General features: G+C 62.0%; 21 protein-coding genes. 14 read left to right on the forward strand and 7 right to left on the reverse strand.

Going from position 1 to position 19,648, the window contains the following annotated elements; translation table 11 throughout:
- The first annotated feature begins 85 nt into the window (after positions 1-85).
- Positions 86-982, forward strand: coding sequence for a LysR family transcriptional regulator (locus tag K4A76_RS00205; protein WP_029887972.1), 897 nt, complete (start codon positions 86-88; stop codon positions 980-982).
- On the opposite strand, the gene K4A76_RS00210 is transcribed toward K4A76_RS00205, so the two are convergent.
- Complete coding sequence (locus K4A76_RS00210) at positions 979-1,302, reverse strand: DUF883 family protein (protein WP_009682179.1); 324 nt, start codon at positions 1,300-1,302, stop codon at positions 979-981. The genes K4A76_RS00205 and K4A76_RS00210 overlap by 4 nt on opposite strands.
- A 150-nt stretch (positions 1,303-1,452) precedes the next feature.
- Here K4A76_RS00210 and K4A76_RS00215 point away from each other — a divergent pair, with 150 nt between their 5' ends.
- Entirely contained in the window at positions 1,453-1,668 is a 216-nt protein-coding gene (locus tag K4A76_RS00215) for a dodecin (protein ID WP_009682180.1), read from the forward strand.
- 101 nt (positions 1,669-1,769) lie between these two features.
- Complete coding sequence (locus tag K4A76_RS00220; RefSeq protein WP_274411302.1) at positions 1,770-1,991, forward strand: DUF1161 domain-containing protein; 222 nt, start codon at positions 1,770-1,772, stop codon at positions 1,989-1,991.
- A 37-nt stretch (positions 1,992-2,028) separates the two neighbouring features.
- Here the strand turns inward: K4A76_RS00220 and K4A76_RS00225 are convergent, their stop codons facing one another.
- Positions 2,029-3,033, reverse strand: a complete 1,005-nt coding sequence (locus K4A76_RS00225; RefSeq protein WP_274411303.1) for an LLM class flavin-dependent oxidoreductase — start codon at positions 3,031-3,033, stop codon at positions 2,029-2,031.
- A 151-nt stretch (positions 3,034-3,184) separates the two neighbouring features.
- Between K4A76_RS00225 and K4A76_RS00230 the strand changes: the two genes are divergently transcribed.
- Together K4A76_RS00230 and K4A76_RS00235 are read left to right on the forward strand one after the other, a co-directional pair.
- Positions 3,185-3,610 carry an OsmC family protein gene (locus tag K4A76_RS00230; RefSeq protein WP_009682183.1) on the forward strand — a complete coding sequence of 142 codons (426 nt, stop codon included), beginning with the start codon at positions 3,185-3,187 and terminating at the stop codon, positions 3,608-3,610.
- Positions 3,611-3,684: 74 nt separating this feature from the next.
- Positions 3,685-3,918, forward strand: coding sequence for a DUF1161 domain-containing protein (locus K4A76_RS00235; protein WP_009682184.1), 234 nt, complete (start codon positions 3,685-3,687; stop codon positions 3,916-3,918).
- Positions 3,919-4,077: 159 nt separating this feature from the next.
- Here K4A76_RS00235 and K4A76_RS00240 read toward each other — a convergent pair whose 3' ends face one another.
- Together K4A76_RS00240 and K4A76_RS00245 are read right to left on the reverse strand one after the other, a co-directional pair.
- Complete coding sequence (locus K4A76_RS00240; RefSeq protein WP_009682185.1) at positions 4,078-4,491, reverse strand: PA0061/PA0062 family lipoprotein; 414 nt, start codon at positions 4,489-4,491, stop codon at positions 4,078-4,080.
- Positions 4,492-4,545: 54 nt separating this feature from the next.
- Positions 4,546-4,959 (reverse strand): PA0061/PA0062 family lipoprotein, encoded by a 414-nt coding sequence (locus tag K4A76_RS00245; RefSeq protein WP_173887092.1) that lies wholly within the window; start codon positions 4,957-4,959, stop codon positions 4,546-4,548.
- 84 nt (positions 4,960-5,043) lie between these two features.
- Here K4A76_RS00245 and K4A76_RS00250 point away from each other — a divergent pair, with 84 nt between their 5' ends.
- Positions 5,044-6,117, forward strand: a complete 1,074-nt coding sequence (locus K4A76_RS00250) for an aminopeptidase (protein WP_274411304.1) — start codon at positions 5,044-5,046, stop codon at positions 6,115-6,117.
- Between the two features lie 84 nt (positions 6,118-6,201).
- Here the strand turns inward: K4A76_RS00250 and K4A76_RS00255 are convergent, their stop codons facing one another.
- Together K4A76_RS00255 and K4A76_RS00260 are read right to left on the reverse strand one after the other, a co-directional pair.
- A complete protein-coding gene (locus K4A76_RS00255; RefSeq protein WP_274411305.1) occupies positions 6,202-6,852 on the reverse strand; it encodes an HAD family hydrolase in 651 nt (216 codons plus the stop codon).
- A 24-nt stretch (positions 6,853-6,876) separates the two neighbouring features.
- Positions 6,877-7,425: a gamma carbonic anhydrase family protein gene (locus K4A76_RS00260; protein WP_029886284.1), complete on the reverse strand. Its 549-nt coding sequence runs from the start codon at positions 7,423-7,425 to the stop codon at positions 6,877-6,879.
- A 66-nt stretch (positions 7,426-7,491) separates the two neighbouring features.
- On the opposite strand from K4A76_RS00260, the gene prlC reads away from it, so the two are divergent.
- From prlC to K4A76_RS00290, 6 genes are all read left to right on the forward strand, one after another.
- On the forward strand, positions 7,492-9,579 hold the full coding sequence (gene prlC / locus K4A76_RS00265) for an oligopeptidase A (protein WP_274411306.1): 2,088 nt from the start codon (positions 7,492-7,494) through the stop codon (positions 9,577-9,579).
- Positions 9,576-9,857, forward strand: a complete 282-nt coding sequence (locus K4A76_RS00270; RefSeq protein ID WP_009683615.1) for a YheV family putative zinc ribbon protein — start codon at positions 9,576-9,578, stop codon at positions 9,855-9,857. Before prlC ends, K4A76_RS00270 begins: the two co-directional genes overlap by 4 nt.
- Before the next feature lie 85 nt (positions 9,858-9,942).
- Entirely contained in the window at positions 9,943-11,955 is a 2,013-nt protein-coding gene (locus K4A76_RS00275) for a M3 family metallopeptidase (RefSeq protein ID WP_274411307.1), read from the forward strand.
- 62 nt (positions 11,956-12,017) lie between these two features.
- Entirely contained in the window at positions 12,018-13,067 is a 1,050-nt protein-coding gene (locus K4A76_RS00280; RefSeq protein WP_274411308.1) for a PA0069 family radical SAM protein, read from the forward strand.
- A 293-nt stretch (positions 13,068-13,360) separates the two neighbouring features.
- Positions 13,361-14,080 carry a carbonic anhydrase gene (locus tag K4A76_RS00285; protein WP_274411309.1) on the forward strand — a complete coding sequence of 240 codons (720 nt, stop codon included), beginning with the start codon at positions 13,361-13,363 and terminating at the stop codon, positions 14,078-14,080.
- A 190-nt stretch (positions 14,081-14,270) separates the two neighbouring features.
- Positions 14,271-15,806 (forward strand): SulP family inorganic anion transporter, encoded by a 1,536-nt coding sequence (locus K4A76_RS00290; RefSeq protein ID WP_220460455.1) that lies wholly within the window; start codon positions 14,271-14,273, stop codon positions 15,804-15,806.
- Between the two features lie 70 nt (positions 15,807-15,876).
- Here K4A76_RS00290 and K4A76_RS00295 read toward each other — a convergent pair whose 3' ends face one another.
- Positions 15,877-16,518, reverse strand: coding sequence for a hypothetical protein (locus K4A76_RS00295; RefSeq protein ID WP_029886289.1), 642 nt, complete (start codon positions 16,516-16,518; stop codon positions 15,877-15,879).
- Between the two features lie 369 nt (positions 16,519-16,887).
- Here K4A76_RS00295 and coxB point away from each other — a divergent pair, with 369 nt between their 5' ends.
- Entirely contained in the window at positions 16,888-18,015 is a 1,128-nt protein-coding gene (gene coxB / locus K4A76_RS00300) for a cytochrome c oxidase subunit II (RefSeq protein ID WP_054911457.1), read from the forward strand.
- Between the two features lie 43 nt (positions 18,016-18,058).
- The gene (ctaD, locus tag K4A76_RS00305) at positions 18,059-19,648 is read left to right on the forward strand and encodes a cytochrome c oxidase subunit I (protein ID WP_054911456.1); all 1,590 of its coding nucleotides are present in this window, start codon (positions 18,059-18,061) and stop codon (positions 19,646-19,648) included.

Raw genomic sequence — 19,648 nt, forward strand, 5'->3', positions numbered from 1 at the left:
TGAGTGATGGGCTTTACTCTAACCACGACAGGCCCGGCTGAAAACCGATAAGATTGCGCAAACTTGTCAGGAAAACTCACAGGTAATGGCTCACGACCTCCCTCCCCTCAATGCCCTGCGTGCTTTCGAGGCCACTGCCCGGCTTAACAGTGTCAGCCAGGCGGCCGAGGCGTTGCACGTTACCCATGGTGCCGTCAGCCGGCAGATCAAGGTGCTTGAGGAGCATCTGGGGGTGGCGTTGTTCGTCAAGGAGGGGCGTGGCATCAAACTCACAGATGCCGGCCTGCGCCTGCGCGATGCCAGTGGCGAGGCGTTCGACCGCTTGCGCAGCGCATGTGCCGAACTGAGCCGCGACACCCGCGAGGCCCCGTTCGTACTGGGTTGCTCAGGCAGCCTGCTGGCGCGCTGGTTCATCCCGCGGTTGGGGCGTTTGCAGGCAGACTTGCCAGAGCTGCGCCTGCACCTTTCAGCCGGTGAGGGTGACCTTGATCCAAGGCGGCCAGGGCTGGATGCGCTATTGGTGTATGCCGAGCCCCCGTGGCCGGCAGACATGCAGGTGCATGTGTTGGCCGAGGAGCGAATCGGCCCGGTGCTGAGCCCGCACTTCGCCGGTTACCAGCGCTTACAGGGGGCGCCAGCCAAAGCTTTGCTCGAAGAAGCCGTGTTGCACACCACCTCGCGCCCACAGGCTTGGCCGACCTGGGCGGCGCAGCAGGGTCTGGAGCCGGCTGCCATGCACTACGGGCAGGCTTTCGAGCACTTGTATTACCTGTTGGAAGCTGCGGTGGCGGGACTGGGCGTGGCGATCGCGCCGCAACCCCTGGTCGCCGATGACCTGCGGGCGGGCCGCCTGAGTGCGCCGTGGGGCTTTTCACCGACACCGGCGGCGCTGGCGCTGTGGGTACCTCGGCGCGCCGCTGACGGGCGCGCCGAGCAACTGGCGCAATGGTTGCGGGCAGAACTGCTAGGGCAGAGCGCTTAGTTGCGCTTGCACAGCAGGTAAGCTGCCAGCAGGCCCAAGGCACCAATGGCTACACCGGCAGTGGTGTACGGGTGCTCCTGGGCATAGTCGCGGGTGGCGATGCCGGTTTGGCGGGTACGCTCCTTGACTTCCTCATAGGCATCGCTCAGCAGGCTGCGCGAATGGCGCAGGGCACTCTCGGCGTTGCTGCGCATGGCCTTGACTGATTTCTGGGTTTCTTCGGAGGCATCGTGCTTCAGGCTTTCCAGGCTTTTCAGCAGGCTTTCGATCTCTGCTTCCATGCTTTCCAGGGATGTTTTACGCAGCGAATTGCGGGGCATGTTGACTCTCCTTTGCAGTATGGACTCTATGAACTGCGACCCTTGGGCTGCACGAAAGTGCGATCGAACTTTCGCCCCTGATGACAGCTCGCAGGTAAACCAGGCTCGCACTGCCAGGCTGAATATCACTGTTACCCAAGGAGAGCGCTCATGACCGATCATCACACCTACAAGAAGGTCGAACTGGTGGGGTCTTCGCCTACCAGTATCGAAGATGCGATCAACAATGCCCTGGCCGAAGCCGGCCAGAGCATCAAGCACATGGAGTGGTTCGAGGTGGCCGAGACCCGTGGCCATATTCGCGACAACAAGGTCGCGCACTTCCAGGTGACGTTGAAGGTGGGCTTCCGTATCGCCAATAGCTGAAACACAGCCAGGCTGGAACAGGTTGCACTGATGGGGTATTAGGAACAGGGCGCCCTAGTGGGCGCCCCTTTCTGGTTTCATCTGCACAAGGAATGCAAGTGATGAACAAACTGATACTGGCGCTGGGCCTGATGACGCTGGTCGGTGGCGCAATGGCGGCGGGCAAACCCTGCGAGGAGCTGAAAGCGGAAATTGCCGCCAAGCTCGATGCCAAGGGGGTTGTTGGCTACAAGCTGGAGATCGTCAAAAAGGGCGACCCGGCGGGCAAGGTGATCGGCAGCTGCGAAGGCGGCACCAAGGAAATCGTCTACCGCCGCGGCTGACGCGGTGGCCCCTTCGCGGGGGCACTCGCGAAGGGGTTCACTCGCTCTTCAAAGCCTGCGCCAGCAGCTCATAAGCGCGAATACGATCTGCATGCTCGTACAGGTCACAGGTAAACATCAGCTCATCCGCCCCGGTTTGCTCCAGCAACACCTCCACTTTTGCGCGCACTTTCTGCGGGCTGCCGATCATCGCCAACCCCAGGAAGCTGCCTACCGCATCGCGTTCATGGGGCAGCCATAAGCCGTCCATGCTGGGTACCGGGGCTTTCTGCATCAGGCTCTGCCCGCGAATCAGCGCCAGAATGCGCTGGTACACCGAAGTGGCCAGGTATTCGGCCTGTTCATCGGTTTCGGCAACCACCATGGGAATGCCCAGCATCACATAGGGTTTGTCCAGCGTGGTGGACGGTTTGAAGTGGTTGCGATACACGCGGATTGCCTCGTGCATGTAACGCGGCGCGAAGTGCGAGGCGAAGGCATAGGGCATGCCGCGCATACCGGCCAGTTGCGCGCTGAACAGGCTGGAGCCCAGCAGCCACATGGGCACATCGGTGTCGTGCCCAGGCACAGCGATCACTTTTTGATCATCGGTTCGGGGGCCAAGGTAGCGTGACAGCTCTTCGACGTCGTCCGGGAAATCGTCCGGGCCACCTGCGCGGTCTCGGCGCAAGGCGTATGCAGTCATCTGGTCGGAGCCTGGCGCACGGCCAAGGCCGAGGTCGATGCGCCCCGGGTACAGGCTGGCGAGGGTGCCGAACTGCTCGGCGATCACCAACGGCGCATGGTTGGGCAGCATGACCCCGCCGGAGCCTACGCGAATGCTCGAAGTGCCCCCGGCGAGGTAGCCGATAAGCACCGAGGTCGCCGAGCTGGCGATGCCGTCCATGTTGTGGTGTTCGGCCACCCAGAAGCGGTTGTAGCCCAAGCGTTCGACGTGCTGCGCCAGGTCCAGCGAGTTGCGCAGCGACTGCGCCGGGCCGGCATCGGCGCGAACGGGCACAAGGTCGAGGGTGGAAATCTTCAGGTCACGTAGCTGCGTCATGGGGCCTCCGCAAGAATGATTGGCCAGAGGCCTTTATGACTCTGTATGGGCGTAATCGTTGGATTCAATGGGGGGCGCAATTGCTCTGAACTTGCCGGGCGTATCTGACCTCTGAACCCATAGGCACGTAACCGAGTGACAAGGAGGCATCATGAAGAAGACAGCATCGGCGATCTGGCAAGGTGGTTTGAAGGACGGCAAAGGCCTGCTTTCAACCGAAAGCGGCGCCCTCAAGCAGAACCCTTATGGCTTCAACACCCGTTTCGAGGACACGCCGGGTACCAACCCAGAGGAACTGATCGGTGCGGCGCACGCGGGCTGCTTCTCGATGGCGCTGTCGATGATGCTCGGCGAGGCCGGGCTCACCCCGGACCGGATCGACACGGCGGCGGAAGTCACCCTCGACAAGCAGCCTGATGGTTTTGCCATTACCGCTGTACACCTGGTGTTGCGAGCCAAGGTGCCAGGCGCCAGTGAGGCGCAGTTCATGGAAATTGCCAACAAGGCCAAAGCAGGCTGCCCGGTGTCGAAGGTGCTCAACGCCAAGATCAGCCTGGATGCGGCGTTGGTGGGCTGAAGCGGCGCAACGATGGCAGTTTGCTGTAGTCTAACCAACGTCGGCAGCAATACTGCCTTTTCAGGAGCCGTTCCATGATTCGCGTAGCAATCGCCGTGTTCGCTTCGCTGGTCGCCACGTCTGCGCTGGCGGCGGTCAAGCCGTGCGAGGAACTGAAAGCCGAGATCGAGGCCAAGATCCAGGCCCAAGGGGTGGCTTCGTACACCCTGGAGATCGTGCCTAACAGTGAGGTCCAGGACCCGAATATGGTGGTCGGGACGTGCGATGGCGGGACCAAGAAGATCATTTACCAGAAGAATGATCGCTAGCGCTCGAGCATGAGTGGCCGCTTCGCGGCCCATTTGCGACAAAAGCCCGCTTCCACAGGCCCCTGTAGGAGCGGCCTTGCGTCGCGATGGGCTGCGCAGCAGCCCCTGACTCGCAGCAGCTCCCCCACCGGCAGCACCCCCTACCCGCCGCACCCCCGCCTACGGAATACAGAACACATCGCTAGGCTCATTCACCAGCACCGTGCGGCTGGCGTCATACAGCAATACCTGCGGCTCCATTACCGGCGCCCGCGCCTCCAGGCGATAACGTTCCCCTGCCTTGAAGTCATCGAAGCGCACAGTCAGGTAACAGGTACGGTCCCTGGGGTCGGTCAGCATCCCGCCAGAGTAGATCTCGTAATCGAAGCGCACGACCAGCTCATGCTTGCCGGGGGTTACCTGAAAGTATCGGCCGTCGTCCAGGCGCTTCCCGTCAAGGCGGTCGGCCATGATTACCCGGCCGGGGGTCATGGTGTACAAGTCGACCCAGGCTTGCTTGGGGTCGACCGGCGGCAAGGGGCTGGCGCAAGCCCCCAGTGCACTGAGGGCGATCAGCATCATGGGCTGGCGCATGGCAAAGCTCCCACTTGCGATTGGCACGTTAACAGCATAGCGCCGTTTGCGTGGTTAGGTGTGCTGGCAGCCCGCTGGGAGGCCCTGGCCCAGCAGTTTTTGTTGCTGGTCATACAACTTCACCCATGGGCGGAAGCCGATGCTCCCGGCCTGCAGCTGATAGCGTTGCCCGGCGTTGAAGTCTTTGAACGCCAGCTTTACCTGGCAATCTCGCCACAGGGGTTGGTCGACCGGGCCGATGTTGCTGGGGGTGACCGGAAACTGGTAGCGCACGGTCAACTCATGGCTGCCGGGTTGGACTTCGAAGTACCGGTTGTCGGCCCAATCGCGCTCATCGACCTGCACCGCGTGCAACGAGGTGTTGTCGTAGGGCGTAAGGTCGATCCAGGCCTGGTTCGGGTCTGGGTCTGGCAGCGTTGAACAGGCAGATAACAGCAACAGTGAACCGGCGACCCACAATGCACGCATGGCGAAACTCCCCCGTGGCGAGATAGTCTTGGAGCGAATCGGCCTTGAGCGAGTCAGACAGTCCCGATGCTTCGACTTTTTCTTATGCAGCGCTCAGGCCCTGGGCCACTCGACCGCGTTTTCACCCGTTTGGTTCCGCTGCTGGCGGTGCTTCTGCTGAGCGGTTGCAGCAGTGCGGCCTATTACGGCCAGCTTGCGCAAGGCCAGTGGCAACTGCTGCGCGCGCGGCAACCGGTGGAACAAGTGGTCGCCGACCCTGCTACCCCTCCCCTGTTACGGGCGCGGCTGCAGCGGGCGGAACAGGCGCGCGCGTTTGCCAGCCAGCAGCTGAAGTTGCCGGATAACCGCAGCTACCGCGTATACGCCGACCTTGGGCGCCCCTATGTGGTTTGGAATGTTTTCGCCACGCCAGAGCTCTCACTGCAACCGGTGACACACTGTTTTCCGATAGCGGGTTGCGTGGCGTACCGCGGCTACTACCAGCAAGGTGCAGCGCGTGGCGCGGCAGCGTTGATGCGTGAGGAAGGGCTGGATGTGTACGTGGGCGGGGTGGAGGCCTATTCCACCTTGGGCTGGTTCGACGACCCTATTCTGTCGTCGATGGTGGGCTGGGGTGACGAACGCCTGGCGACCTTGATCTTTCACGAGCTGGCGCACCAGCGCTTTTATGTGCAGGACGACACCGAGTTCAACGAGTCCTTTGCCTCGTTCGTCGAACAGGAAGGCACCCGGCAATGGCGCGCGGCGCGCGGGCTGGCTGCGGTGGGTGGCGATCAGGGGCAGCAGCGGGAGCAGTTTATCCAACTGGTGCTGGCCAGCCGCGAGCGGTTGCAGGCGATTTACGCCGGGCCGCTGGATGATGCGCACAAGCGCCAGGCCAAGCGGGCGGAGTTCGCGCGGCTCAGGCGTGACTACCAGCAGGTGCGGGACAGCCAGTGGGGCGGCGACAAGCGCTTTGACGCCTGGGTGTACGGGCCCATGAACAATGCCAAGCTGTTGCCGTTCGGGCTGTATGACCAGTGGGTGCCGGCGTTTGCGGCGGTGTTTCGCGAGGTTGGCGGGGATTGGGGGCGGTTCTATGAACGGGTTGAGCAGTTGGGGAGGTTGCCCATTGCTGAAAGGAAGGCGGCGTTGCAGAAGTTGATGGCTGGCCGGTGAGATTTTGGGGCCGCGTTGCGGCCCATCGTCGGCAAGCCAACTCCCACAGTGACCGCATGGGCTGCAAAGCAGCCCTGAAGGCCCTCAGGCCTTGGTAAATGCCTGATGCATCTCGGCCAGCGTGACGAAGTGGAAAGCCGGTGCTTCGGCCATCAACTCTTCCCGGCTACCAAACCCATAGCCCACCGCCACGGCCTGCAAACCATTGCTGCGCGCGCCGATCAGGTCATGCTTGCGGTCACCGATCATCAGCGTCTGCGCCGGGTCCAGCCCTTCTTCGTCCAGCAAATGGCGAATCAGCTCAACCTTGTTGGTGCGCGTGCCGTCCAGTTCGCTGCCGTAGATCACCTTGAAGTGGTGGTCGAAGGCGAAGTGCCGGGCAATTTCGCGGGCAAACTCCCACGGTTTGGAAGTGGCGATATACAGCGTGCGGCCCTGGCTGTTCAGGGCTTGGAGCAGCTCCGGCACGCCGGCGAACACCAGGTTTTCGTACAGCCCGGTCACGCGGAAGCGCTCGCGGTAGAAATTGACCGCCTCCCACGCCTTGGCTTCGTCGAAACCATAGAACTGCATGAACGCCTGCAACAAAGGTGGGCCGATGAAGTGCTCGAGGCGGGCCAGGTCTGGCTCATCGATGCCCAGCTTTGCCAAGGCATACTGGATAGAGCGGGTGATGCCCAGGCGTGGGTCGGTCAGGGTGCCGTCGAGGTCGAACAGGATGTTTTGCTGGTGCATGTACAAGGTTCCACGCAAATGCGCTCATTCAGGTTGATCGAAGCCTTCGGCCAGGTGCTGGTCCTTGAGCTTCACATAGTTGCTGGCGCTGTAGGCGAAAAACGCCCGCTCCTGGTCATTGAGCAGCCGCGCCTGTTTCACCGGGCTGCCCATGTACAGGTAGCCGCTGACCAGGCGTTTGCCTGGCGGCACCAGGCTGCCGGCGCCAATGATCACTTCATCCTCCACGATCGCACCGTCCATGACCGTGCTGCCCATGCCGACCAGAATGCGGTTACCCAACGTGCAGCCATGCAGCATCACCTTGTGACCGATGGTCACTTCGTCGCCGATGATCAGCGCGAAGCCGTCCGGGTTGAACGGGCCGGCGTGGGTGATATGCAGCACGCTGCCGTCCTGCACGCTGGTGCGCGCACCAATCCGGATGCGGTGCATGTCGCCGCGCACCACGGTCAGTGGCCAGACCGAGCTGTCTTCGCCGATTTCAACGTCGCCCAGCACCACCGCCGAACGGTCGACGAATGCCCTGGGCCCCACTTTCGGAGTGTGTTGCTGGAAGCTGCGAATGGCCATGATAGCGTCTCTCATCTGTGTCGATAGGCAGGCTGCCTGCTGCGGTCGGCGTCGATTGTAATTAAGATGGGGCAGTGTTTCTTCTGCCAAGGTATCCGAACCGTGAGTGCGAACAACCCGCTTCTGCAGTCCTACGATCTGCCGCCCTTCTCGCAAATCCGTGCCGAACACGTGTTGCCGGCGATCGAAGCGATCCTGGCCGACAACCGTAAAGCCATTGCCGAGATCCTCGAAAAGCAGGGCAGCAACCCCACCTGGGCCGGCCTGGTGCTGGCCATGGACGAACTGAACGACCGCCTGGGTGCCGCCTGGAGCCCGGTCAGCCACCTCAACGCGGTGTGCAACAGCGCCGAATTGCGCGAGGCTTACGAGTCGTGCCTGCCAGCGCTCAGCGCCTACTCCACCGAACTGGGCCAGAACCGTGCGTTGTTCGAAGCCTACCAGGCGCTGATCAGCGGCCCGGAGGCCGCCGGTTTCGATGTGGCGCAAAAAACCATACTCGAACATGCCCTGCGTGACTTCCGTCTGTCGGGTATCGACCTTCCAGCGGACAAGCAGCAGCGCTATGCCGATGTGCAAAGCAAGCTCAGTGAGCTGGGCAGCCGCTTCTCCAACCAGTTGCTGGACGCCACCCAGGCCTGGACCAAGCATGTGACCGACGAGGCCGCACTGGCCGGCCTGACCGATTCGGCCAAGGCGCAAATGGCCGCTGCAGCGCAGGCCAAGGGCCTCGACGGCTGGCTGATCACCCTGGAATTCCCCAGCTACTACGCCGTGATGACCTACGCCAGCGACCGCACCCTGCGCGAAGAGGTGTACGCGGCCTACTGCACCCGCGCCTCGGACCAGGGCCCGAACGCTGGCCAGCACGACAACGGGCCGGTGATGGAGCAAATCCTCGACCTGCGTCAGGAACTGGCCGAGCTGCTGGGCTACAAGAACTACGCCGAGCTGAGCCTGGCGACCAAGATGGCCGAGTCCAGCGACCAGGTACTGAGCTTCCTGCGCGATCTGGCTCAACGCTCCAAGCCGTTCGCCGCCCAGGACCTGCAGCAGCTCAAGGCCTATGCCGCCGAGCAAGGCTGCCCAGAGCTGGCCAGTTGGGACGCCGGGTACTATGGCGAGAAGCTGCGCGAACAGCGCTACAGCGTGTCGCAGGAGGCCCTGCGCGCCTACTTCCCGATCGACAAGGTACTTAGCGGCCTGTTCAGCATCGTGCAGCGCCTGTATGGCATCGAAATCGCAGAGTTGAAGGGCTTCGACAGCTGGCACCCGGATGTCCGCCTGTTCGAAATCAAGGAAAACGGCCAGCATGTCGGGCGCTTCTTCTTCGACCTGTATGCCCGCGCCAACAAGCGGGGGGGTGCCTGGATGGACGGCGCCCGTGACCGGCGCCGCACCGCCAGCGGCCAGTTGCAAAGCCCGGTGGCCAACCTGGTGTGCAACTTCACCCCGGCTGCGCCTGGCAAGCCGGCGCTGCTGACCCATGATGAGGTCACCACGCTGTTCCACGAATTTGGCCACGGCCTGCACCACATGCTGACGCGCATCGAGCATGCCGGGGTTTCCGGCATCAATGGCGTGGCTTGGGATGCCGTCGAGCTGCCTAGCCAGTTCATGGAAAACTGGTGCTGGGAGCCGGAAGGCCTGGCGCTTATTTCGGGGCATTATGAAACCGGTGCGGCCCTGCCACAGGACCTGCTGGACAAGATGCTGGCGGCGAAGAACTTCCAGTCGGGCATGATGATGGTGCGCCAACTGGAGTTCTCGCTGTTCGACTTCGAACTGCATGCCAGCCATGGTGACGGGCGTAGCGTGCTGCAGGTGCTCGAAGGCGTACGCGATGAGGTCTCGGTCATGCGCCCGCCGGCGTACAACCGTTTCCCCAACAGCTTTGCGCACATCTTTGCTGGCGGTTACGCAGCGGGTTACTACAGCTACAAGTGGGCTGAAGTGCTGTCGGCCGACGCTTTCTCGCGCTTCGAGGAAGAAGGCGTGCTGAATGCCGAAACCGGCCGCGCCTTCCGCGAAGCGATCCTGGCGCGCGGCGGCTCGCGCGAGCCCATGGAACTGTTCGTCGACTTCCGTGGCCGTGAGCCTTCCATTGATGCATTGCTGCGCCACAGTGGCTTGGCCGAGGCCGCTGCGGCATGAGTGAGGTAGCCGTGAACAAGACCAAGAAGCGCTTCATTGCCGGGGCTGTATGCCCGGCATGCAGCCAGCCCGACAAACTGATGATGTGGAGCGAAGACGACGTACCGCACCGTGAGTGCGTGGCCTGCGGCTTTACCGATACGCTCAACGAACAGGGCTTGTCGGTGCCCAAGGAGTTGGGGACACGGGTCAACCACCTCGAGCCGAAAACCCCTGCGGCCAAGGTACAGACGGTGCAGTTCTTCCCTAATCCGAAGTTGAAGAAACCCGCAGAGTAAGGGTACAGGGCGTTACATAGAGCTTCTGCGGGGTAACAGGGGGCTGGCTACAGTGTCGGCCCCTGACTTGCCCCTGAGGTGCTTCGTGAATCACGGCCTTGCTCGAATTGCCCATGGCTTGCTCGACTACCCGTCGCTACGGCCCGAGCAGCTCCAACCCGTCTTCTTGTCCATTCGCGACGCCAATGTCGCGGCGCTCGAACAGATCATCGAACACAGCGGCCCGGCGCCAGGTTGGGATAGCTTGGTGCTGGCCGTCGAGCAGCTGGACCAGCGGCTGGAAGACCTGCTGCACATGCTCGTGCCGTTGGTGTACGAAAGCCAGGCATGGGCTGTGGAAGTCGATGCTTGTAATCAGTTGCTGCTCGACTGGGCGCGATACAAGCACGAGCACTCAAGGTTGTATGAAGCCTACCAGCGCCTCGATCCCGCGCAGCTGGATGACGAGCGCCAGGCTGTGCTCAAACTGATCCTCAGGGCGTTCCGCCACGCCGGCCATGGTTTGGGCGCTGGCGCGCGCAAGCAACTGCACACCACCGAGCAGGCGATCGTCGGGCTTGAGCAGCAATTCATGAGTAACCTGATCCAGGCACGTGAGGCCTGGACTTGCCTGGTGCCGCACGAGGCGCGCCTGGCCGGCCTGCCATGCGTTGAGCGTGATCGGCTGGCAATCAAGGCTGCGGCGCAGGGCCAGGCGGGTTGGCTGCTCGACCTCGACGAGCGCACGGTGCAAGTGGTCCTTGAGTGGGCCGACGCGCGTGATTTGCGTAAAGAGGTTTATCAGGCCTCACGGCAGCTGGCTTGCGACCTGAGTGGCAACTACGCCCTGGACAATGGCCCGGTGCTGCAGGCGCTGTTGCGGCTGCGTCATGAGCGTGCGCGGCTGTTGGGCCTGGCCAACGCGGCGCAGTTGAGCCTTGAAGCCAAGGACTCGCGTGACACCTCGCAGGTCGAGGCCTTCATCAACGCCTTGATCCAGCAGAACAGCGCGCGCCTGCAGGAGGAGCTGAAGGCGATGCAGGTGCTGGGTAGCGAATTGGGTATCGAGGCGCTTGCCCCGTGGGACGTGGCATACCTTGGCCGAAAGCTTCGGCTGCAAGGCAACGAGGCGATCGACGCCAGCCTGCGCGAGCGTTTCCCCCTGGGCAGCGTCCTGCAGGGGCTGTGGCAACTGCATGAACAGGTGCTTGGCGTGCGTATCGTGGCGTGCGATGTGGCAGGTTGGCACCCCGATGTGCAGGTACTGGAGGTAATGGACGGGCATGCCCGCCTGGGGCATATCTACCTGGATGCCTACCAACGCCCAGGCAAGCTGCCCTGGCCGTACAGTTATCCCATGCGCCAGCGCCATGTGGAGGCCGACGGTGTGGTGACGTTGCCCGCCGTTCTGCTTTCCTGCTGTTTCGAGCTGCAGCCTGGGCAAGTCACGCCCAACTTGGATCACGCAGACCTTTGCAAGCTGTTCCACGAGGCGGGCCATGCCCTGCATCAGTTGCTGGTCACCAACCAGCACCGGCGCCTCAATCGCACCGCCACTTCCGCGCTGGGCGCCGATGCCTGCGAATTCGTCGGCACCTTGCTCGAACAGTGGTGCTGGTCTGCCCCGGCACTGTTGGCGTTGCCGCAGCCGGAAACGGGTGCGCCGCCAGTGTCATTGCCACAGATGCAGCAGTGGCTCGCTGGCAAACGTCGTTTCCTGGCGGTGGCGGAAGCCGAGCAACTGCGGCTGTGCTGGTTCGATCTCGTCGCGCATTGCGACGATCGCGCCCGCCACGACCTTCGCCAGCTGGCGGTTGCCGCAACCCAGCAGGTCGGCTTGCCGCAAGCCTTCGCCCAGGACAGGTTTGCCGAAGGGTTCGATTACATGGTCACGGGTTATGAAGCGGGTTATTACTGCTACAAGTGGGCGCAGGTCCATGCCATTGACGCGTTCAGTGCATTCGAGGCGGCCGACGCCGATCATCGGGCGCTGGGCCGCCGCCTGCGCGACGAAATCCTGGCCAGGGGCGGAATGCGCCGGATGACGGCGTCGTTCAACGCATTCGCCGGCAGGCCCATGTCGCTGGAGCCGTATGCAAGGCGCCACTTGTCTCCCTGACAACAAGGGTGAAGGCGCTGCTGGTAATATACTGTATGCATAACCAGTAAGGGGCTAACAGCATGGATCCTGTTCGCGGTCGTGGTACCCGCCATAACCCACACAATCGTTTTGCACCACGCCAGTCGGTGCTCGAAGACGATGGCTGGTATCAGGAGGTGCCCGTTACCCAAGGCACCGAGGTCAGGGCTGAAACCGCCAAGACCATCATCGCGCGCAATACTTCCCCTGACCTGCCCTTCGACCGCTCGATCAACCCCTACCGCGGTTGCGAGCATGGCTGTATCTACTGCTATGCCCGCCCGTCCCATGCCTACTGGGATCTGTCCCCAGGCCTGGACTTCGAAACCAAGCTGATCGCCAAGACCAACGCCGCCGAGGTACTGGTGCAGCAGTTGAGCAAACCTGGGTATAAGTGTGCACCGATCAACCTGGGCTCCAACACTGACCCTTACCAGCCCATCGAGCGCGAGCAACTGCTGACTCGGCGCCTGCTTGAGGTACTGCTGCGTTTTCGCCACCCGGTGACCATCGTCACCAAAGGGGCCCTGGTGCTGCGCGACCTCGACCTGCTCGCCGACATGGCCCGCCAGCGCCTGGTGCGGGTGATGATCAGCCTGACTACGCTGGACGATGACCTCAAGCGGGTGCTCGAGCCCCGGGCGGCAGCGCCAGGGGCAAGGTTGCGGGCCATTCGTGTGCTGCGCGAAGCAGGCGTGCCGGTGGGCGTGTTGTGCTCGCCGATGATACCGATGATCAACGACCGCGAACTGGAGCGCCTGTTGGAAGCGGCCAAGGCGGCCGGGGCGCAGAGCGCGGCGTACATGCTGCTGCGCCTGCCGCTGGAGGTGGCGCCGCTGTTCGAGCAGTGGTTGCACGACCATTACCCACAGCGCGCTGCGCATGTGCTGAGCCTGATCCGCCAGAGCCGCGATGGCGAGCTGTACGACAGCCGCTTTGGCACACGCATGCGGGGTGAGGGGGTATTTGCCGAGTTGCTGGCGCAGCGCTTCGCCAAGGCGATGAAACGCCTGGCGTTCGAAGGGCGCGAGTCACAGGTGCTGGATTGCTCGGCCTTTTCCCCGCCGGGCGAGCAGATGGCACTGTTCTGATAGCCAGGGTAAACACGCCCTACAGAAAGCCTCACTAATGGCAGCCAATAATTACGCTAATACATATTGGCAGTTGATGTTTTTTTGCTATTATTCAGATCCCGCCTTTTATATCTGGAACGCCCGTTCTAGAGCCCTCGAATTAAGTTTCAGTTAAGTTTTCCCGGTTAGCGTAGGCAACCAATCCACACCGACTGTGATCTATGGGCTGTGCGTGTCATCTAAAACCCTGCATAGCCAGAATCTTTAACCGGTAAAATGGATTTACCTACACACCGTCAAGAGGATGAATCATGCCCGTCAAGGACCCATCCAAGGTCGTACCGCAGGTCCCCGCTGAAAGCGCCGATGCTGCCCTGAAGCACATCGTCGACGGTTTCCTGCGCTTTCACCATGACGTCTTCCCTGAACAGCAAGAGCTGTTCAAGAAGCTCGCCACTGCGCAAACACCGCGCGCCATGTTCATTACCTGCGCCGACTCGCGCATCGTGCCCGAACTGATCACGCAAAGTTCGCCAGGCGACCTGTTCGTGACCCGTAACGTAGGTAACGTCGTACCGCCTTATGGCCAGATGAACGGTGGCGTTTCCAGCGCTATCGAGTACGCGGTGATGGCACTTAAAGTGCACCACATCATCATCTGCGGCCACTCCGACTGTGGCGCGATGCGTGCGGTACTCAACCCGCAATCGCTGACCAAGATGCCAACCGTTGGCGCCTGGCTGCGCCACGCCGAAGTGGCCCGCACCGTGGTCGAGAACAACTGCTCGTGCGGCACCGAGCATGAAAGCATGCAAGTGCTGACCAAAGAGAACGTCATCGCCCAGCTGCACCACTTGCGCACCCACCCTTCAGTGGCTTCGGGGCTTGCAGCGGGTCAGCTGTACATCCATGGCTGGATCTACGACATCGAGACCAGCAGGATCGAAGCCTACGACGCTGCCAGCGACAGCTTCATGCCCCTGGCCGCAGGCCAACCGGTGCCATGCGCCACTCCGAGAGGCCGCTACTAAGCGACCCGTCCGCCGTTAGAACCTTGATAGCCGGCTGCACCCTGTAGGGGTGTGGCGCGGCCTTCGGCTGCCCTGAATACCCTGACTGCCCTGCCGGCGAGCCCGCTGGCGGCCCGCGCCTGCGCGCTTGTCGGGGACCCAACGTGCCCATGGCCAGGGGAATGGCCGTGCGACTAGAGAAAGGAGAAACATGGTGAACATTACACAGCTGAAAGCGGCCCTGCCGCGTGAGTTGCTGGCTTCGGTGGTGGTCTTTCTGGTGGCCCTGCCCTTGTGCATGGGCATTGCCATCGCCTCGGGCATGCCGCCGGCCAAGGGCCTGATTACCGGCATTATCGGCGGTGTCGTCGTCGGCTTCCTCGCCGGTTCGCCGTTGCAAGTCAGTGGTCCGGCGGCGGGCCTTGCGGTGCTGGTCTTCGAGCTGGTCCGCCAGCACGGCATGGCCATGCTCGGGCCGATCCTGTTATTGGCCGGTTTGCTGCAATTGCTGGCCGGGCGCCTGCGCCTGGGCTGCTGGTTCCGCGTCACCGCGCCGGCGGTGGTCTACGGCATGCTGGCAGGCATTGGCGTGTTGATCGTGCTGTCGCAGGTGCATGTGATGTTCGACACCGCACCGCAGCCATCGGGTATGCAGAACCTTGTGCAGTTCCCGGCGACCCTCGCTGCGGCCATGCCGCACGAAAGCGCCGGCGCTGGCTGGATAGCCGGTGCGCTGGGCCTGGGCACCATCGCCATCATGTGGGGCTGGGAACGTTTGCGGCCGCAGCGCCTGCGCTTTGTGCCAGGCGCCCTGCTGGGTGTGGCGAGCATGACCATCATCAGCATGTGGTTGGCCTTGCCCGTGAACCGCGTGGAAGTACCGGCTGACTTGTCCGAAGCCATCGACTGGCTCCGCCCCGGTGACTTGATGCAACTGGCCGACCCTGCCCTGCTCGTCGCCGCCTTTGCCCTGGCATTCATTGCCAGTGCCGAAACCTTGCTGTCAGCGGCTGCGGTCGACCGCATGCACAGTGGCCAGCGTTCGGACTTCGACCGTGAGCTGTCCGCACAGGGCATTGGCAACATGCTCTGCGGGGTGCTGGGTGCACTGCCGATGACCGGTGTGATCGTACGTAGCTCGGCCAACGTGCAGGCAGGTGCGCAAACACGCGCTTCGGCCATTTTCCATGGCTTGTGGCTGCTGGCTTTCGTGGTGGCGTTGAGCAGTGTGCTGCAGCAGATACCGGTAGCCAGCCTGGCAGGTGTGCTGGTGTTCACGGGGATCAAGCTGGTCGACTTCAAGGCGTTCCGTGGGTTGGGCCGTTATGGCCGCATGCCGATGTTCACCTATGCGGCGACGGCGCTGGCGATCATCTTTACCGACCTGCTGACCGGCGTGTTGCTCGGCTTTGCCCTGACCTTGCTGAAGCTGGCATTCAGGGCGGCACGGTTGAAGATCAACCTGGTCGATCTGGCAAAGCCTGGGCACATGGAATTGCGGCTCAGTGGTGCCGCGACCTTCCTCAAGGTACCGGCATTGACCCAGGTGCTCGATGGCGTGCCGGTGGGCACCACGTTGCATGTGCCACTGGGTAACCTGAGCTATATCGACCACTCGTGCCTTGAATTGCTGGAGGACTGGGGGCGCAGCAATGCTGCCAATGGCTCGCGGTTGCTGATCGAACAGCGGCGGTTGAAGCGGCGAATCGAGGGGCGGTTACGGACCACGGCGGGTGTGGGGGCCTGAGGTTGAAGTTCTGTAGTGCCTGAACTGGCCTTTTCGCGGGTGAACCCGCGAAGAGGCCGGCACAGGAGTATCAGGTCGGCTGGCCCAGCTCGACACCCAGCTGACGCGACAGGCACGGCCAGCGCTTCCACGCCTCACCGGTTGCCGGGCTAGTCAGTGTCTCGCGGTAGGCTTCCACCGACTCAGCCGCAAAGCTTGCGTCATTGAGCATCTCATCCACCGAGTGGTGCACCACTTCATCCAGCTGGTTGGCAAATTCTTCGCCGATCAACTGGTGGGCAATCAGGTTGGCGACGGTGGTGTCGACCGGGATCAGCGGCTGCTGGAAGTGACGGATGTACAAGTCATTCACCTCCTCCACCAGGCGGTGCGCCAGGTACGCCTCATCTAGCAGGCAGTCCAGCCCCACATGGCCGTTCATGACCTCGGGTGGCTGCAGGAAGTAAGCCTCGGCAATTTTCAATACAGGCTTGATCTGCGACTCGATGCCGGCCTCAAGGGCGACTTCATGGGCCGCCTCCAGCAGTTCCGGAACCTGTTCGATGTAGGCGCTGACGAAGCGCGCCAAAGTACCCTGTGCGTCCTGCTCAGGCAGTTGGATCGAGGGGTGCAGGTGGGGCAGTTGCAGCTCGAGACGCTGTTTCAATTGGCCAGTCTGGCCTTCATGTTGATGGGCTTGGCTTACCTGCTCGCGTACAGCAGCGATGTTCATGACAACTCCAGGGACATTACGTTTCAAACGGAAGACACTAAATTAGCTCGGTATACGGCATACCTAAGACGAATTTGTTATAGATGATTTCAAATTCTGCGTTACCTGGAATATAGCATGGCCACTATTTGGCCATTCCTCCTCAAGCCTGCGGTTTTCAAGGGATATAGCTGTTTCGTGAAGTTCATTTCATTGCCTTCGTTGCGCGGCATTGGTCGCTGTCTATACTCCCGGTGAACGTGATTCGTTGATGAGGCCCGACTGCTTTTAGCAGGGGCTCGGTCGTTGAAGCCAGGCAGTCTTGACCGCCGTTCCCTCTTGCCGCAGGCCACGCCTCCGGGAAAACAAGAACGAGAAGGGGAACCCGCAATGATGCGACATCCACCTGTCTGGATGGGCCTGCTGTTGTGGTCGGTTCTGGGTCAGGCCAACGCTGCCTGGACCGTGAACATGCACCCGGGGGCGACGGAAGTCTCCAACGCCGTCTTCGATCTGCACATGACCATCTTCTGGATCTGCGTGGTCATCGGCATCGTGGTGTTCGGCGCGATGTTCTGGTCCATGGTCATCCACCGCCGCTCCACCGGCCAGCAGGCCGCGCATTTCCACGAGCATACCTGGGTGGAAATCCTCTGGACCGTGGTCCCGTTCCTGATCCTTGTGGCCATGGCCATACCGGCCACCAAGACCCTGATCGACATCTATGACGCCAGCGAGTCGGATATCGACATCCAGGTCACCGGCTATCAGTGGAAGTGGCATTACAAGTACCTGGGCCAGGACGTGGAGTTCTTCAGCAACCTGGCCACACCCGCCGAGCAGATTCACAACCAGGCGCCCAAAGACGAGCACTACCTGCTGGAAGTCGACCAACCGCTGGTGTTGCCGGTGGGTGCCAAGGTGCGCTTCCTGGTGACGGCGGCCGATGTAATTCACTCATGGTGGGTGCCCGCCTTCGCGGTCAAGCGCGACGCCATTCCCGGCTTCGTCAACGAAGCCTGGACGCGCATCGAGAAGCCAGGCATCTACCGCGGCCAGTGTACCGAGTTGTGCGGCAAGGACCACGGTTTCATGCCCGTTGTAGTCGAGGTCAAGTCCCAGGCCGACTACGACACCTGGCTTGGCGAGCGCAAGGCAGAGGCGGCCAAGCTCAAGGAGCTGACCAGCAAGGAATGGACCCTGGACGAGCTGGTGGCGCGCGGCGACAAGGTCTACCACACCACCTGCGTGGCCTGTCACCAGGCCGAAGGCCAGGGCCTGCCGCCGATGTTCCCGGCGCTGAAAGGCTCGAAGATCGCTACCGGGCCGAAGGAAGGTCACTTGAGCATCGTTTTCCACGGCAAACCCGGTACCGCCATGGCCGCCTTCGGCAAGCAACTGTCGGAGGTCGATATCGCTGCCGTGGTGACCTACGAACGCAACGCCTGGGGCAACAACAAGGGCGACATGGTCACGCCGAAGGACGTGCTGGCGCTGAAGCAGGCAGAAGCCAAGTGAACCGGGTTACTCGCGGCAATCAGTGGATTGCAGGAGACAGGACATGAGTGCAGTGATCGACGACCACGCCCACGGCCATGACCATGCGCACGGCCCGGCCAAGGGCCTGATGCGCTGGGTGCTGACCACCAACCACAAGGATATCGGCACCCTGTACCTGTGGTTCGCCTTCCTCATGTTCCTGTTGGGTGGCTCGTTCGCCATGGTGATCCGCGCCGAGCTGTTCCAGCCGGGGCTGCAGATCGTCGAACCGGCGTTTTTCAACCAGATGACCACCATGCACGGGCTGATCATGGTCTTCGGCGCCGTGATGCCGGCCTTCGTCGGCTTGGCGAACTGGATGATCCCGCTGATGATCGGCGCGCCGGACATGGCCCTGCCGCGCATGAACAACTTCAGCTTCTGGTTGTTGCCGGCGGCGTTCCTGCTGCTGGTTTCAACCTTGTTCAGCCCCGGTGGCGGGCCGAATTTCGGCTGGACCTTCTACGCCCCGCTGTCGACGACCTATGCCCCGGCCAGCGTCACCTTCTTCATCTTCGCCATCCACCTGATGGGTGTCAGCTCGATCATGGGGGCGATCAACGTGATCGCGACCATCCTGAACCTGCGTGCCCCCGGCATGACCTTGATGAAAATGCCACTGTTCGTCTGGACCTGGTTGATCACTGCGTTCCTGCTGATTGCAGTGATGCCGGTGCTGGCAGGGGTGGTTACCATGATGTTGATGGACATCCACTTCGGCACCAGTTTCTTCAGTGCGGCTGGCGGTGGTGACCCGGTGCTGTTCCAGCATGTGTTCTGGTTCTTCGGCCACCCCGAGGTGTACATCATGATCCTGCCCGCCTTTGGCGCGGTCAGCTCGATCATCCCGGCATTCTCGCGCAAGCCCCTGTTTGGCTACACCTCGATGGTGTACGCCACCGGGGCCATCGCCTTCCTGTCGTTCATCGTGTGGGCGCACCACATGTTCGTGGTCGGTATTCCGGTGGTCGGCGAGCTGTTCTTCATGTACGCCACCATGCTGATTGCGGTGCCCACCGGCGTGAAAGTGTTCAACTGGGTCAGCACCATGTGGGAAGGCTCGTTGACCTTCGAAACCCCGATGCTGTTCGCCATCGCCTTTGTCATCCTGTTTACCATCGGCGGCTTCAGTGGGCTGATGCTGGCGATTGCACCGGCCGACTTCCAGTACCACGACACCTACTTCGTGGTGGCGCACTTCCACTATGTGCTGGTGCCGGGGGCGATCTTTGGCATCTTCGCCTCGGCCTACTACTGGCTGCCGAAATGGACCGGCCATATGTATGACGAGACCCTGGGCAGGCTGCATTTCTGGCTGTCGTTCGTCGGCATGAACCTGGCCTTCTTCCCCATGCATTTCGTGGGGCTGGCCGGTATGCCGCGGCGCATACCTGATTACAACCTGCAGTTCGCCGATTTCAACATGGTGTCTTCGATCGGCGCGTTCATGTTCGGTGCCACGCAGATCTTCTTCCTGTTCATCGTCATCAAGTGCATCCGTGGCGGCGCCCCTGCGCCGGCCAAACCCTGGGACGGCGCCGAAGGCCTGGAGTGGTCCATCCCCTCGCCTGCGCCCTACCACACCTTCCAGACACCGCCGGAAGTGAAGTAG

It is taken from the genome of Pseudomonas sp. NEEL19 (genome assembly GCF_028751975.1).
Lineage (GTDB): Bacteria > Pseudomonadota > Gammaproteobacteria > Pseudomonadales > Pseudomonadaceae > Aquipseudomonas > Aquipseudomonas juntendi.

What these genes read in the sequence shown, in the direction of transcription:
- K4A76_RS00210 (WP_009682179.1), bottom strand. Translation starts at nt 1,302, where the DNA reads ATGCCCCGCAATTCGCTGCGTAAAACATCCCTGGAAAGCATGGAAGCA.
- ctaD (WP_054911456.1), top strand. Translation starts at nt 18,059, where the DNA reads ATGAGTGCAGTGATCGACGACCACGCCCACGGCCATGACCATGCGCAC.
- K4A76_RS00255 (WP_274411305.1), bottom strand. Translation starts at nt 6,852, where the DNA reads ATGCACCAGCAAAACATCCTGTTCGACCTCGACGGCACCCTGACCGAC.
- K4A76_RS00235 (WP_009682184.1), top strand. Translation starts at nt 3,685, where the DNA reads ATGATTCGCGTAGCAATCGCCGTGTTCGCTTCGCTGGTCGCCACGTCT.
- prlC (WP_274411306.1), top strand. Translation starts at nt 7,492, where the DNA reads ATGGGGCAGTGTTTCTTCTGCCAAGGTATCCGAACCGTGAGTGCGAAC.
- K4A76_RS00240 (WP_009682185.1), bottom strand. Translation starts at nt 4,491, where the DNA reads ATGCGCCAGCCCATGATGCTGATCGCCCTCAGTGCACTGGGGGCTTGC.
- K4A76_RS00225 (WP_274411303.1), bottom strand. Translation starts at nt 3,033, where the DNA reads ATGACGCAGCTACGTGACCTGAAGATTTCCACCCTCGACCTTGTGCCC.
- K4A76_RS00280 (WP_274411308.1), top strand. Translation starts at nt 12,018, where the DNA reads ATGGATCCTGTTCGCGGTCGTGGTACCCGCCATAACCCACACAATCGT.
- K4A76_RS00290 (WP_220460455.1), top strand. Translation starts at nt 14,271, where the DNA reads ATGGTGAACATTACACAGCTGAAAGCGGCCCTGCCGCGTGAGTTGCTG.
- K4A76_RS00285 (WP_274411309.1), top strand. Translation starts at nt 13,361, where the DNA reads ATGCCCGTCAAGGACCCATCCAAGGTCGTACCGCAGGTCCCCGCTGAA.
- K4A76_RS00245 (WP_173887092.1), bottom strand. Translation starts at nt 4,959, where the DNA reads ATGCGTGCATTGTGGGTCGCCGGTTCACTGTTGCTGTTATCTGCCTGT.
- K4A76_RS00220 (WP_274411302.1), top strand. Translation starts at nt 1,770, where the DNA reads ATGAACAAACTGATACTGGCGCTGGGCCTGATGACGCTGGTCGGTGGC.
- K4A76_RS00230 (WP_009682183.1), top strand. Translation starts at nt 3,185, where the DNA reads ATGAAGAAGACAGCATCGGCGATCTGGCAAGGTGGTTTGAAGGACGGC.
- K4A76_RS00205 (WP_029887972.1), top strand. Translation starts at nt 86, where the DNA reads ATGGCTCACGACCTCCCTCCCCTCAATGCCCTGCGTGCTTTCGAGGCC.
- coxB (WP_054911457.1), top strand. Translation starts at nt 16,888, where the DNA reads ATGATGCGACATCCACCTGTCTGGATGGGCCTGCTGTTGTGGTCGGTT.
- K4A76_RS00215 (WP_009682180.1), top strand. Translation starts at nt 1,453, where the DNA reads ATGACCGATCATCACACCTACAAGAAGGTCGAACTGGTGGGGTCTTCG.
- K4A76_RS00295 (WP_029886289.1), bottom strand. Translation starts at nt 16,518, where the DNA reads ATGAACATCGCTGCTGTACGCGAGCAGGTAAGCCAAGCCCATCAACAT.
- K4A76_RS00250 (WP_274411304.1), top strand. Translation starts at nt 5,044, where the DNA reads ATGCAGCGCTCAGGCCCTGGGCCACTCGACCGCGTTTTCACCCGTTTG.
- K4A76_RS00270 (WP_009683615.1), top strand. Translation starts at nt 9,576, where the DNA reads ATGAGTGAGGTAGCCGTGAACAAGACCAAGAAGCGCTTCATTGCCGGG.
- K4A76_RS00260 (WP_029886284.1), bottom strand. Translation starts at nt 7,425, where the DNA reads ATGGCCATTCGCAGCTTCCAGCAACACACTCCGAAAGTGGGGCCCAGG.